This window comes from Nocardioides sp. Z24_21, from assembly GCF_058134345.1.
The window spans coordinates 248,458-261,006 of the sequence record NZ_JBYTTH010000002.1 but is presented as its reverse complement, the minus strand read 5'-3'; the positions used below and the strand labels follow the sequence as shown (position 1 = coordinate 261,006).

The window sequence follows — 12,549 nt, the reverse complement described above, 5'->3', positions numbered from 1 at the left end:
GGGGGACGGGAGGTCCGTGCCGGGGACCGACGACTCGGGGGCCGCGAACGACGAGCGTTGTCCCCATGACGACGACACCCGACCTGACCACCCGCACGGCGGCGAGCGCCCGCGGGCTGACCCGCACCTACGGAGCCGGCGACAGCGCCGTGCACGCCCTGCGCGGCGTCGACCTCGACCTGCCCGCCGGGCGCTTCACCGCGATCATGGGCCCCAGCGGCTCCGGCAAGTCGACCCTGATGCACTGCCTGGCCGGACTCGACGCCGCGACGAGCGGCACGGTGAGCGTCGCGGGACGCGACCTCGCCGGGCTCGACGACACCGCCCTGACCCTCTTCCGCCGCGAGCACATCGGCTTCGTCTTCCAGGCGTTCAACCTGCTGCCGATGCTCACCGCCGGGCAGAACATCGTCCTCCCGCTCGAGCTCGCCGGCCGGGACGTCGACCGCGACCGCTACGACCAGGTCGTCGGCGTCCTCGGCCTCGCCGACCGCCTCGGGCACCTGCCCAGCCAGCTCTCCGGCGGCCAGCAGCAGCGCGTCGCGATCGCTCGGGCCCTGGTCACCCAGCCTGCCATCGTCTTCGCCGACGAGCCCACCGGCAACCTCGACAGCGAGGCCAGCGCCGAGGTGCTCGATCACCTGCGCCGCTCGGTCCGCGAGCTCGGCATGACGGTCGTCCTGGTGACCCACGAGCTCGACGCGGCGGCCTACGCCGACGACGTGGTGGTCATCCACGACGGCGCGCTCACCGCCCACCTCACCGACCCCGGCCAGGACGAGCTGGTCGCCGCACTGCGCGGGAAGGGCGCCTGATGCGCACCGTGATCCTGGCGTCGATGCGCCACCACACCCGCAGGTACGTCGCCGCGTCGCTCGCCGTCGTCATCGGCGTCGCCTTCATCGTGGTGATCGGGATGCTCACCGGAGCCACCCGGTCCGGGCTGACCGAGGACACCGGAGCGCCCGTCGCGGGCGTCGACCGGGTCGTGTCGACCTACGACACCGACGAGGTGAACGGGCTCGTGGACGCCGCGGCCGAGGGCGGCTTCGCGGTCCTGACGCTCGGCTACGCCATGGAGCCCGTCGCGCGCGACGGCGTCCAGCTCGCGGCGTCGGCGGACATCGCGGAGGCGTCCCTCGACCCGCGCGTGCAGTGGCAGCAGCTCGAGGACGGACGGTTCCCCGCGGAGGCCGGCGAGGCGCTGGCGGACGTCAACCGGAGCAAGGCCGCGGGCATGGCCATCGGCGACGTGGTCCGCATCGGCAGCGGGTCTGCCGCGACGGACGTCGAGATCGTCGGTCTGGTGGACAGCCCCGCGGCGCTCGGCGCCGCGCTCTACGTGCCGTGGCAGGACCTCCGGCGGTTCGAGGACACGCTGTGGATCGACGCGGTCGGGTGGGACGGCCCGGCGGACCTGGCCCGCGAGGTGGCTCCCGACGCCACGGTCGCGTCCTCGTCCGACTGGACGGCCGCCCGCCAGGCCGAGATCACCCGCGGTGTCGACGTCATCGCGATCATGGCGCTGCTGTTCGTCGCGATCGCGCTGTTCGTCGGCGTGCTGGTGATCACCAACACCTTCGCCATCCTCTTCGCGCAGCGCATGCGCGACTTCGCGCTGCTGCGCTGCGTCGGCGTCACCCGCCGGCAGCTGCGAGGCGCGATCCGGCTCGAGGCCCTCGTCCTGGGGGTGGCCGCATCGGCGATCGGCGTCGCCGTCGGGACGCTCGCCGGGGCCGGCCTCGTCGTGCTGGTGCGGCGTTGGTTCACCGACATGGGCCCGGCCGCCCTCGACCCCGTCTGGACCGCCACGGCCTTCGCGGTGGGGACCCTGGTGACGCTCGGTGCCGCCTGGCTGCCGACGCGCGCGGCCGTGAGGGTCGCCCCGCTCGCCGCCCTGCGACCTGCCACCGGCGTGGACGTGCGGTCGGCCGCCGGACGCTGGCGCCTGGCCCTCGCCGCTCTCGGCATCGGGGCCGGCGGGGTCCTGCTGGCGGCGGCGATCGCCACGAAGTCGGTGCCGGTGATGCTCGCCGGCGGCGTGCTCGCCTTCGTCGGTGTGCTCCTCCTCGGCCCGGTGCTGGTGCCGCGACTGATCCGCCTCACCGGCGCCCTGCCGGGCGGGGGCCCGGTGCGCCGGCTCGCCACCGGCAACGCGGTGCGCAACCCGCGGCGTACGGCGACCACGGCCGCCTCGCTCCTCGTCGGGGTGACCCTGACGACCGCGATCCTCACGGGGCTGGCCTCCTCGCGCACCGCGATCGACCAGGACATGGACGACTCGCACCCGCTGGACTCCAGCATCACCGCGGTCGACGAGCCGCTGGACGGCTCGCTCGTCGACCGGGTCGCGGCCACCGATGGGGTCGCCGAAGCCGTCGCGCTGGACGGCACCACGGCCACCATCGGACAGGTGGCGCTCACCCTCCTCGCAGCGGACGACGGCACCCGGGTCGTGCGCGGGTCCGCCGACCTGGTGCCCGACGACGGTGTGCTGCTCCTGCCCCACAGCGTGGTCGCGGAGCTTCCGGCACGGCTGTCCGAGCGCGCCGGGCAGGGGGAGGCGACCGTCACGGTCGGCGGCCGCGAGCACACCCTCGAGGTGCGGACCGACAGCGGCTGGGGACGCTCGGGCCTGGTGTCCGCCACCACGCTCGCAGCGCTCGACCCCGACGCGCGAGCGATGGCGGTGTGGGCCAGGGCCGCGGACGGCGCCGACGCGGATGAGCTGTCGGGCGACCTCGCGGTGCTGGCCGGGGCGGCGGACGCCGACCTGGGCGGCGGCTGGACCGAGCGCAGCTGGGTCTACCTCCAGGTCGACATCCTCACCGGTGCCGTCGTCGGCCTGATGGCCGTGGCGATCCTCATCGCGCTGGTCGGGATCGCCAACACGCTGGGGTTGTCGGTGCTCGAGCGCGGCCGGGAGAACGCGCTGCTGCGGGCGATGGGACTCACGCGCGAGCAGCTGCGCCGCGCGATGGCGGCCGAGGGCCTGCTCCTGTCCTCGGTGGCGACGCTGATGGGCCTCGCGATCGGCCTGGCCTTCGCCTGGGTCGGGGTGCAGGTCATGGTGGCCGGGGTCGTCGACGGCGCCGGGTTCACCGTCCCGGTGTGGCAGCTCGGAGCCGTCGCGCTGGTCGCGGCCCTCGCCGGGCTGGCCGCCTGCGTCGTGCCCGCACGCCGGGCCGCGCGGGTGACCCCTGCCGCGGGCCTCGCGCTCGACTGAGCGCGAGCGTCGGGCAGGACGGCGGCCCCGGACCTCCTCGGGGGAGGGGTCCGGGGCCGATCCGACCCGCTAGGTTCCGTCCATGGAGCGCACCGAGGCGGCGGAGAGCCGCAAGCAGCACGACGGGCTCGACCCCTTCGAGCGGTTCGTCGAGCTGTCGACCAGGGCCATCAGCCGGGCGCCGTTCTTCGCCGTCGTCGTGGCGGTCGTGGTGATCTGGGCGGCGAGCTATCCGTTCTGGTCGAGCACCACCAAGTGGGAGCTGGCGATCCACACCTTCGGTGCGGTCCTCTCACTGCTGCTGCTCGTGCTGTTGGAGAACGCCGGGCGTCGCAACACCGAGGCCATGCAGGAGAAGCTCAACGTGATCGCCGAGGCGATGGCCGCGCTGATGGACTCACGCGCCGCCGACGACCCCGGTCTCCGTGGCGCGGTCGAGGACCTGCGCGAGGCGGTCGGGCTCGAGAAGCGGCACTGAGGGCCCTCAGCCGACGAGCAGCCGCAGCGTCTCCTCGCGCGCCGGCGAGGTGCGTACGTCGGTGCCGGCCGCGGCGCCCGCGACCGGGTGCACCATCACCTCGTCGACGCCGAACTCCTGGGCGAGCTCCTCGATCCGGGCGCGCGCCTGCTCGGGGGCGCCGACGATCCAACGCCGCGCCATCGCCTCGGCGAGCGCGCGCTGGTCGGGCGTCAGCTCGACCGCCTCGGCCTCCTCGACGAGCCGCTGGGCGTGCAGGGGGGCGCCGGTGCGCAGCGCGATCATCTGCTGCACGTTGGGCAGCGCGCGGCGGCGCGCCTCCTCCTCGGTCTCGGCCACGACGGCGTTGACGGTCAGGAACGTGCGGGGCTCGGGATACTCCGGCGACGGGCGGTAGGACGAGCGGTAGAGGTCGAGCGCCACGCCCGTGCCCTCCCCCGAGAAGTGGTGCGCGAAGACGTAGGGCAGGCCCTTCTCGGCGGCCAGGCGGGCCGAGTAGTCGCTCGAGCCGAGCAGCCACATGTCGGCCAGCGTGCGGGCCGCGGGGGTCGCGCGGAGCGGCTGGCGGCGCGGGCCGACCTGGAGCTCCACGCCCTCGGTGGTCATCAGGGTGCGGATGTCCTCGACGTAGTCGGGGAACTTGGTGACCGCCTCGTCGGCGGACTCCGCGCTCCCGCCGCGCAGGACGTACCTGGTGAGCGGGTCGGTGCCGGGGGCCCGGCCGATGCCCAGGTCGATGCGGCCGGGGAAGGCGGCCTCGAGCAGGGCGAACTGCTCGGCGACGACCAACGGCGCGTGGTTGGGCAGCATCACGCCGCCCGAGCCGACCCGGATGCGCTCGGTCGCGGAGGCGAGCATCGCGATGAGGACGGGCGGGTTGGTGGCGGCGACGGCCGGCATGTTGTGGTGCTCGGCGACCCAGTAGCGGCGGTAGCCGAGGTCGTCGGCGACGCGGACGAGGTCGCGCGAGGCGGCGATGGCGTCACCGGTGGTCTGGTCGCTGCGGACGGGCACGAGGTCGAGCACGGAGAGAGCAGTCACTGTCGGCGCAGCGTCCGCGACGCCGCGATTATTCCGGAGCACAACCCGGTTGACCTCGTGTGCACGGCAGGCCCTACCGTCACCGAGTGAGCACCAGCACCACGCCGGGCACCGACGAGCCGCGCGAGCGGATCCTCTCCCCGGCCTACGTCGCCACGACGGTCGGCCTGTTCTCCCTCATCGCGTTCGCCGCCTTCGAGGCGATGGCGGTGACCACCGTGATGCCGACCGTCGCGCGCAGCCTCGACGGCTTTGACTACTACGCCCTCGCGTTCGCCGCCCCCTTCGCCAGCGGCGTCGTCGGCATGGTGGCTGCGGGCATGTGGGCCGACCGCCGCGGTCCGTTCCAGCCGCTGCTGGCCTCGCTGGTGACCTTCTCGCTCGGCCTCCTCGTGTGCGGGACGGCACCGGCGATGGAGCTCTTCGTCGTGGGGCGCATCGTGCAGGGGCTGGGCAGCGGCGCGATGATCGTCGTGGCCTACGTGCTGGTCGGGCTGGTCTACCCCGCCCGGCTCCGCGGCGCCATCTTCGCCGCCTTCGCCGCCGCATGGGTCCTGCCGGCCCTGTTCGGACCCGGGGTGGCCGCGTTCGTCGCGCACGCGGTCGGCTGGCGGTGGGTCTTCCTGGGGATCGTGTTCCTGGTCGCGGTGTCGGCGGTCCTGGTGACCCCCACCGCCCGGCGGCAGCCCGCCCCCGCGGAGCCGGGCGCGGCGTCCCTGTCCCGCCTCGGCTGGGCGGTGCTCGCCGCCGCAGCGGTGCTCGCGCTCGAGCTGCTCGGCTCCGGGACCGGTGCCACCCTGGTGGCCGCGGCGCTCGCGTTCGTGCTGGTCGTCGTCGGCGTCCGCCCGCTGCTGCCCGCGGGAACGCTCACCGGCGGGCGCGGCCTGCCGGCGGTGATCGCCACCCGCGGCCTGCTCGCCGCCTCGTTCTTCTGCGCCGAGGCCTACATCGTCTACGTCCTCCAGGAGCGGTGGGACCTCACTCCCGGCCAGGCCGGCATCGCCCTGACCCTCGTCGGCGTGGTGTGGGCGGCGTCCAGCCAGGTCTCCTCGCGCCTGGGTGAGCGCGTCTCGCACGGCGCCGCGTTCCGGTTCGGCACGAGCGTCGTGCTGCTCGGTGTCGCGGGCATCGCGGCCCTCGTCTGGCTCCGCTCCCGGGGCACGGGCGTCCCGGCGCCGGCTCCCATCGCGGCCTACGTCCTCGCCAGCATAGGCATGGGCTTCGCCTATCCCCGCACGGGCGTGGCGATGCTCGCCTCGGCCACCGACGAGGACCGTGGCTTCAACTCCTCGGCCCTCACCGTCGCCGACTCGCTGGGCGCCGCGCTGGCGCTGTCGGTGAGCGGCATCGCCTACGCCGCTGCGGTGCGCGCCGACGTCGATCCCTTCTCGGTGGTCTACGCCCTCGCGGTCGTCATCGGCGTGCTCGGGGTGGTGGTCGGTGCCCGGGCCGCGGCGCGTCCGGAGGTCAGCGGTAGGTCACCTGCCTGACGAGCACCTCGAACGGTCCGCGCCTGCCGGTCCGGCGCATCCAGTCGGCGAGCGCCACCGTGAGCAGCCAGGTGAGGACGGCGAGCACCGCGTTGGCGGCGATGGTCAGGTCGTCGGAGAGCCCGAGCAGCACAGGAGTGAAGGCCAGCGTCCACACCACCGACTGCGCGAGGTAGCACGTCATGGACCGTTGGCCGACGGCCTGCAGGGCCAGCACCGTCCTCCCCTGCGCGCGCCCGGTCTCCTCGAGGCGCAGCGCGACCAGCGCGATCAGCGCCGCATAGCCGAAGCCGCCCAGGACCCCGGTCGCGTCGTGGAGCGCGGCCGGCCCGGAGACGGTGGCACCGCCCGGCACCCGGCCGTCGAGCTGGAGCAGGGCGAGCGGCTGGGCGCCGACGACGGCCGCGGCAACACCCGTCAGGCCGACGACGAGGAGGCCACGGGCCCGCCTGGCCCGCGCCTCGGGCGACGGCGGCTCGAGCAACCGGCGGCGGCCGGCCCACAGGCCGACCAGGAAGGGGCACGCGAAGCCGACCGGTCCCAGAAGGGCGATGAAGCCCGACGCGGTGGCGCGGTCGACCACCATCGTGACGAGGCCGGTCGGCAGCATCGTTGCGACGTCCGGCCCCCCGGTGGCGTCCCCCAGGGCGCCGTCGTCGGGCAGCGCGACGAGCACGAGGAAGGCGGCTGCGACGCCGAGCAGCCATCCGTCCTTCCACCGCACGGCCCAGGCACCGACCAGGAGGAGCACCCCGTAGGCGGCGAGGATGTCGCCCACGAAGAGCAGCACCGCGTGCAGGAACCCGACGCAGACCAGGACGCCGGCGCGGCGCCAGAGCAGGCGACGTACGTCCCGGGGCCTGGCGTCGCCCTGCCGCCGCACGATCTGGCTGACGCCGTAGCCGAAGAGCAGGCCGAACATCGGGAAGGCCCGACCATCGACGAACGTCGTGGTCGCCCACGCGACCGCCCGGTCGAGCGGACCCTGGTCGAGCGGGTAGCCGCCGAGGTACGACGACCCCTCGAGGAAGTAGTGCGAATTGGCCAGTGCGATCGCGAGCAGCATGACGCCGCGCGCGAGGTCCGGTCCCAGCGACCGCGACGCCTGGTCGACGGGTCCGGCAGCGACAGTCACGCTCGGGATACTAGAGTGACTGCTCCATTATTGGAACACCTGCCGTCGCCGGCTCCCCCGCGACCCGCCGCCCGGCCCTCCCCTCGGGGCCGGGCGGCGCGCGCGATCAGCGGCGCCGGAGCGCCGCCTCGACGAGGGCCGGCGGTGCGTAACCCCGGTCTGCCTCGTTGAGCGTGGTGCCGGGCGGGACGATCTCGTCGATCCGGTCGAGCACGTCGGACGGCAGCACGACCTTCTCCACGCCGAGCTGCGACTCGAGCTGCTCGAGGGTCCGCGGGCCGATGATGGCCGAGGACACCCCCGGGTGCGCGAGCACGAAGCCGAGGGCGAGGTGGATCAGCGACAGCCCCGCCTCGTCGGCGAGCTCCTGCAGCGCGAAGACCGCCTCGAGCTTGACCTTGTTCTCCGGCGAGGACGGGTCGTGGCGCGCGGGCTGGCGGCGCAGCCGGCTCGACGTCACCGCCGGGTCCTCGCCGCGGCGGTAGCGACCCGAGAGCCAGCCGCCCGCGAGCGGGCTCCAGGGGAGCACGCCGAGGCCGTACTTCTGTGCGGTCGGCAGGATGTCGCGCTCAACCTCGCGAGCGAGGATCGAGTACGGCGGCTGCTCGGTGACAGGGCGCTCCCGGTTGCGCTTCTCCGCCACCCACTGCGCCTCCACGACCTGGGAGGGCAGGAACGTCGAGGTGCCGATGTAGCGCACCTTGCCCTGGCGGACGAGGTCGGTCAGGGCACCGAGGGTCTCGTCGACGTCGACCTCGGGCCGCGGCCGGTGCACCTGGTAGAGGTCGATGTGGTCGACCTGCAGGCGTCGCAGCGAGTGCTCGACCTCGCGGATGATCCAGCGGCGCGAGTTGCCGGCCTGGTTGGGGTCCTCGTCGTGCATGGTGCCGTGGAACTTGGTGGCCAGGAAGACGTCGTCGCGGCTGCCCGTGCGGGCCTTCAGCGCCTTGCCGACGATCTCCTCGGACTCGCCGCGGGCATAGACGTCGGCCGTGTCGATGACGTTGATGCCGGCGTCGAGCGCCCGGTGGATGATCGCGATCGACTCGTCGTGGTCGGGGTTGCCCCACGCGCCGAACATCATCGCGCCGAGGGTCAGCGGACTGACCTGGACGCCGGTGCGCCCCAGGGGGCGGTAGTGGTCGAAGCTCATGCGGTCCTCTCGTCGAAGGTGGGTGTGTACTGGCTGGCCGGCCGCTCGAGGCCGAGGTGCTCGCGGAGCGTGCTCCCTGTGTACTCCTCGCGGAACAGCCCGCGTGCACGCAGGATCGGCACGACCTCGTCGATGAAGACCTCGATGCCGCCCGGCAGCCACGGCGGCATCACGTTGAAGCCGTCGGCGGCTCCCGACTCCGCCCAGTCCTGGATGGTGTCGGCGACCTGGTCCGGCGTGCCGGTGACGACCCGGTGGCCGCGGGCGCCCGCCAGGCGGTGGCAGAGCTGGCGGAGCGTCGGCTGCTCGCGCTCGACGATGTCGAGCACCAGCTGGAACCTGCTGCCCTCGCTGCGCTCCTCGGTGGCGTCGATCACCTCCCGCGGGAACGGACCGTCGAGGTCGTACGCCGAGAGGTCGACGCCGGTCAGCCGGTTGAGCTGCGCGAGCGAGTACTCCGGCTGGGTGAGGTCGTTGAGCTGCTGGTGCAGGTCCTCGGCCTCCCGCGCCGTGGACCCGATGAACGGGCTGATGCCCGGCAGCACCTTGAGCCCCCGTGGGTCGCGACCCTGCGCCTGCGCCCGCCGCTTGATGTCGGCGTAGAACTCCTGGGCCGACCCGATCGTCTGGTGGGCGGTGAAGATCGCCTCGGCCCAGCGGGCCGCGAAGGCGCGCCCGTCCTCCGACGAGCCGGCCTGCACGTAGACCGGCCGGCCCTGCGGCGAGCGGGGCGCGTTGAGCGGGCCCGCCACCCGGAAGTGCTTGCCGACGTGGTCGATGCGGTGGATCTTGTCGGGGTCGGCGAAGATCCCGCTCTCCCGGTCGGCGACGACCGCGTCGTCCTCCCAGCTGTCCCAGAGCTTGGTCACGACCTCGAGGTACTCCTCGGCCCGCTCGTAGCGGTCGCGGTGCAGCGGGTGGGCGTCGAGGCCGAAGTTGAGCGCCGCGTCGGCCGCGCCCGTCGTGACGATGTTCCAGCCGGCGCGGCCACCGCTGAGGTGGTCGAGCCCGCAGAACTGCCGGGCGAGGTTGTAGGGCTCGGTGTAGGTGGTCGACGCGGTGCCGATCACGCCGATCCGCTCGGTCGCGGCCACGATCGCCGTCATCACGGTGATCGGCTCGAGGCGGAAGCGGGCGGCGTACTGGATGTTCTCGGCCAGGGAGGGGCCGTCGGCGAAGAAGACGGCGTCGAACTTCGCCGCCTCCGCGCGCTGGGCGAGCTCCTGGTAGTAGGTGATGTCGAGGATCCGGTCGGTCTGGCTGTCCGGGTGCCGCCAGGCCGCCTCGTGGTGGCCGTCGGGGTAGATGAAGAGGTTGAGGTGGAGCTGCCGGCCGGTCATGACGCCGCCCGGTCCACGGCACGGTCGAGGCGCGCCGGTGCGGCGTCGTGGTCGTCCTCGACACCGAGCTCGGCCAGCAGCCGGGCCCGGAGGCGGGCGAAGGCCGGGTCGGCCTGCGAGCGCCGGCCCTCGAGCTCGACGCGCGCGTCGTGGCGTACGACGCCGCCGTCCAGCACGATGACGCGGTCGGCCAGCACGATCGCCTCCTCGACGTCGTGGGTCACCAGCAGGACGGCCGGGCGGTGCACCTCGCACAGCTTGCGCAGCAGCGTGTGCATCCGGATCCGGGTCAGCGCGTCGAGCGCGCCGAAGGGCTCGTCGGCCAGCAGCAGCTGCGGGTCGCGGACCAGCGAGCGGGCCAGGGAGGCGCGCTGCTGCTCGCCGCCGGAGAGCTCGTGCGGCCATGCCCTCTCCCGCCCGGCGAGACCGACCTCGTCGAGCGCCCGGACGCCGCGCTCGGCGGCGTCGCGGTCGCGCAGGCCCAGGGTGACGTTGTCGAGCACGCGCTTCCACGGCAGCAGTCGGGAGTCCTGGAACACCACCGAGACCTTCTCCGGCACCTCGATGACTCCGGTGCCGGCGACGTCGCGGTCGAGGCCGGCCAGGGCGCGCAGCAGGGTGCTCTTGCCCGACCCGCTGCGACCCAGCAGCGCCACGAACTCGCCCGGGGCGATGTCGAGGTCGAGGCCGTTGAGCACGCCTCCCGCCTCGTTGAAGCTGCGGTGCAGGGACGTGACCCGCACCGCCTGCTCGTGCTGGGTGCTCAGCTCGCCAGTGTGCGACGCCATGACAGTGCCTTCCTCTCGATCAGTCGGACGATCGCGTCGGCGGTGACGCCGAGCATCGCGTAGACGACCAGGCCGACGACGATGACGTCGGTCTGTCCGTAGTTGGACGCGAGCGTGATCATGTGGCCGATGCCGCTCGTGGCGTTGATGACCTCGACGACGACCAGCGCGAGCAGCGAGGAGGTCACCGCGAAGCGCAGGCCGAGCAGGAAGCCGGGCATCGCGCCGGGGAGCACCACGTGGCGGATGAACTCACCGCGCGTGACACCGAGCGTCTCGGCGAGCTCGGCATACCTGCCCTCGATGGTGCGCAGGCCGTTGTGGGTGTGGATGTAGATGGGCACGAACACCGCGAGGGCGATCGTGATGACCTTCATCGGCTCGCCGATCCCGAGCCACAGGATCAGCAGCGGGATGAGGGCGAGCGTCGGGATGGAGCGCTTGACCTGGATCGGCCCGTCGACGAGGGACTCCCCGATCCGGGACAGGCCCGACAGCAGTGCGAGAACGGTGCCGACGACGACGCCGAGGCCCAGGCCCAGGGACGCCCTGATGCCCGAGGTGAGCAGCCCCTCCTGGAGGCGGCCGTTCTCGATGAGCGTCCCGGCCGTCTCCAGCACCGTCCATGGCTCGGTGAGCGTGCGCGGGTCGAGGAGTCCGGTCGCGGACCCCACCACCCAGGCCGCCAGGAGCGCGGCGATGCCGATGAGGCCACCGAAGCGGATCGGCCTGCCCGGGCCGAGCCGCCGCCGGGCCGGGCGTACGTCCTCCGCCTCGGCGAGTGCGCGGGCGGGTGCGGCGAGGGTCGTCATGAGCCCTCCAGCGCGGCCGCGATGGCCTTCTCGTAGCGGCGGTCGTAGAGGGTCTCGACCTTCAGCGGCTCCTGGCCCTGGGCCTCGACCAGCGTGTCGACGGTCTCCTGGTGGCGCGCGATGAACTCGTCCCAGTCGGTGGGCACCGTGTACTCGCCGAGCGCCTCGACGACGTGCGTGGCGTCCTCGGGCGCGAGGCCCTCGTGGTCGACGTAGTAGGCCTGGGCGAACTCGTCGGGGTGCTCGGAGATCCACTGCTGCGCCTTCGCCCAGGCGACGACGAACTCCTTGATCGCGGCGGCCTTGTCGGCGTCCTCGAGCACGGCGGTCGGCGCGTAGAGCGTCCACGCGTCGTCCCGCACGCCCGGGAGGATCGTCGTGGCGCCGTCGCGCTCGTACTTGGCGAGGTAGGTCTTGACCAGGGTCTGGCCGAGGGGCGCGACGTCGACCTGCTTGCCGGCGAGCGCGACGGAGAACGCGTCGTCGACGCTCTGCATCTCGACGAACTCCACGTCGTCCTGGCTCAGGCCGGCCGCGCGGAGCACGTTGAGCACCAGCGCCCCCTGCGCCTGGCCGGGGCTGTAGGCGATCTTCTTGCCCTTGAGGTCCTCGATCGACTCCACGTCGACGCCGGGGGCCACGCCGAGCTCGTACGTCGGGTGCTCCATCGGGTCGACGGTCTCCCGCGCGGCGACGATCCGGACGTCGGTGCCGGTCCAGTGGGCGAAGAGCGGCGGGATGTCGGCCACCGAGCCGATGTCGATGGCGTCGGCGCGGAACGCCTCCAGGGTCTTGGGGCCGCCGGTGATGTTCGCCCACTCGACCTCGACGTCGAGGTCGTCGATCAGGCCGGACGTCTCGAGGGCGACCTGCGTGGCGGGGTCGCCGACGCGCAGCACGGTGTCGTCGGCAGGGGCGTCGGGGAGGGCGGCGGTCAGCTCGAGCCGCGGTCCCGCCTGGTCGCCTCCGCAGGCGGAGAGGGCCAGGAGGCCGGCGCTGGCCAGCGCGGCCGCTCGGATCAGGGGGCGGGTGAGCCCTCGTCGTGGCATCAGGGATTCTCCTTCTCGGGACTACGGACCTTCAAAG

Annotated in this window: 11 protein-coding genes; 4 read left to right on the top strand and 7 right to left on the bottom strand. The window is 73.5% G+C overall.

Annotation, left to right across the window (positions count from 1 at the left end):
• The first annotated feature begins 65 nt into the window (after positions 1 to 65).
• From AC3X7Z_RS07665 to AC3X7Z_RS07655, 3 genes are all read left to right on the top strand, one after another.
• A complete protein-coding gene (locus AC3X7Z_RS07665; protein WP_186339938.1) occupies positions 66 to 815 on the top strand; it encodes an ABC transporter ATP-binding protein in 750 nt (249 codons plus the stop codon).
• Positions 815 to 3,226 carry an ABC transporter permease gene (locus AC3X7Z_RS07660; protein ID WP_489975534.1) on the top strand — a complete coding sequence of 804 codons (2,412 nt, stop codon included), beginning with the start codon at positions 815 to 817 and terminating at the stop codon, positions 3,224 to 3,226. Before AC3X7Z_RS07665 ends, AC3X7Z_RS07660 begins: the two co-directional genes overlap by 1 nt.
• 82 nt (positions 3,227 to 3,308) lie before the next feature.
• Complete coding sequence (locus tag AC3X7Z_RS07655) at positions 3,309 to 3,704, top strand: low affinity iron permease family protein (protein WP_186339936.1); 396 nt, start codon at positions 3,309 to 3,311, stop codon at positions 3,702 to 3,704.
• A gap of 6 nt (positions 3,705 to 3,710) precedes the next feature.
• Here AC3X7Z_RS07655 and AC3X7Z_RS07650 read toward each other — a convergent pair whose 3' ends face one another.
• Positions 3,711 to 4,745 carry an LLM class flavin-dependent oxidoreductase gene (locus AC3X7Z_RS07650; protein ID WP_489975533.1) on the bottom strand — a complete coding sequence of 345 codons (1,035 nt, stop codon included), beginning with the start codon at positions 4,743 to 4,745 and terminating at the stop codon, positions 3,711 to 3,713.
• An 86-nt stretch (positions 4,746 to 4,831) separates the two neighbouring features.
• Here AC3X7Z_RS07650 and AC3X7Z_RS07645 point away from each other — a divergent pair, with 86 nt between their 5' ends.
• Positions 4,832 to 6,235, top strand: coding sequence for an MFS transporter (locus AC3X7Z_RS07645; RefSeq protein WP_489975532.1), 1,404 nt, complete (start codon positions 4,832 to 4,834; stop codon positions 6,233 to 6,235).
• Here the strand turns inward: AC3X7Z_RS07645 and AC3X7Z_RS07640 are convergent.
• The 6 genes from AC3X7Z_RS07640 to AC3X7Z_RS07615 all read right to left on the bottom strand — a co-directional run bounded on the left by AC3X7Z_RS07640 (position 6,213) and on the right by AC3X7Z_RS07615 (position 12,512).
• Entirely contained in the window at positions 6,213 to 7,370 is a 1,158-nt protein-coding gene (locus AC3X7Z_RS07640) for a DUF418 domain-containing protein (protein WP_186339934.1), read from the bottom strand. The genes AC3X7Z_RS07645 and AC3X7Z_RS07640 overlap by 23 nt on opposite strands.
• Before the next feature lie 106 nt (positions 7,371 to 7,476).
• Positions 7,477 to 8,523, bottom strand: coding sequence for an aldo/keto reductase (locus tag AC3X7Z_RS07635; RefSeq protein WP_489975531.1), 1,047 nt, complete (start codon positions 8,521 to 8,523; stop codon positions 7,477 to 7,479).
• On the bottom strand, positions 8,520 to 9,863 hold the full coding sequence (locus AC3X7Z_RS07630; protein WP_489975530.1) for an LLM class flavin-dependent oxidoreductase: 1,344 nt from the start codon (positions 9,861 to 9,863) through the stop codon (positions 8,520 to 8,522). Before AC3X7Z_RS07630 ends, AC3X7Z_RS07635 begins: the two co-directional genes overlap by 4 nt.
• Positions 9,860 to 10,651, bottom strand: coding sequence for an ABC transporter ATP-binding protein (locus AC3X7Z_RS07625; RefSeq protein ID WP_186339931.1), 792 nt, complete (start codon positions 10,649 to 10,651; stop codon positions 9,860 to 9,862). The genes AC3X7Z_RS07630 and AC3X7Z_RS07625 overlap by 4 nt, the downstream gene beginning before the upstream one ends.
• Positions 10,627 to 11,463 carry an ABC transporter permease gene (locus AC3X7Z_RS07620; protein WP_489975529.1) on the bottom strand — a complete coding sequence of 279 codons (837 nt, stop codon included), beginning with the start codon at positions 11,461 to 11,463 and terminating at the stop codon, positions 10,627 to 10,629. Before AC3X7Z_RS07620 ends, AC3X7Z_RS07625 begins: the two co-directional genes overlap by 25 nt.
• Positions 11,460 to 12,512 carry an ABC transporter substrate-binding protein gene (locus AC3X7Z_RS07615; RefSeq protein WP_489975528.1) on the bottom strand — a complete coding sequence of 351 codons (1,053 nt, stop codon included), beginning with the start codon at positions 12,510 to 12,512 and terminating at the stop codon, positions 11,460 to 11,462. Before AC3X7Z_RS07615 ends, AC3X7Z_RS07620 begins: the two co-directional genes overlap by 4 nt.
• Positions 12,513 to 12,549: the final 37 nt, after the last annotated feature.

Bases quoted from the DNA above. Each gene is read 5' to 3' on its own strand.
- AC3X7Z_RS07615 (WP_489975528.1), bottom strand. From the start codon at position 12,512: ATGCCACGACGAGGGCTCACCCGCCCCCTGATCCGAGCGGCCGCGCTG.
- AC3X7Z_RS07630 (WP_489975530.1), bottom strand. From the start codon at position 9,863: ATGACCGGCCGGCAGCTCCACCTCAACCTCTTCATCTACCCCGACGGC.
- AC3X7Z_RS07625 (WP_186339931.1), bottom strand. From the start codon at position 10,651: ATGGCGTCGCACACTGGCGAGCTGAGCACCCAGCACGAGCAGGCGGTG.
- AC3X7Z_RS07635 (WP_489975531.1), bottom strand. From the start codon at position 8,523: ATGAGCTTCGACCACTACCGCCCCCTGGGGCGCACCGGCGTCCAGGTC.
- AC3X7Z_RS07655 (WP_186339936.1), top strand. From the start codon at position 3,309: ATGGAGCGCACCGAGGCGGCGGAGAGCCGCAAGCAGCACGACGGGCTC.
- AC3X7Z_RS07665 (WP_186339938.1), top strand. From the start codon at position 66: ATGACGACGACACCCGACCTGACCACCCGCACGGCGGCGAGCGCCCGC.
- AC3X7Z_RS07620 (WP_489975529.1), bottom strand. From the start codon at position 11,463: ATGACGACCCTCGCCGCACCCGCCCGCGCACTCGCCGAGGCGGAGGAC.
- AC3X7Z_RS07660 (WP_489975534.1), top strand. From the start codon at position 815: ATGCGCACCGTGATCCTGGCGTCGATGCGCCACCACACCCGCAGGTAC.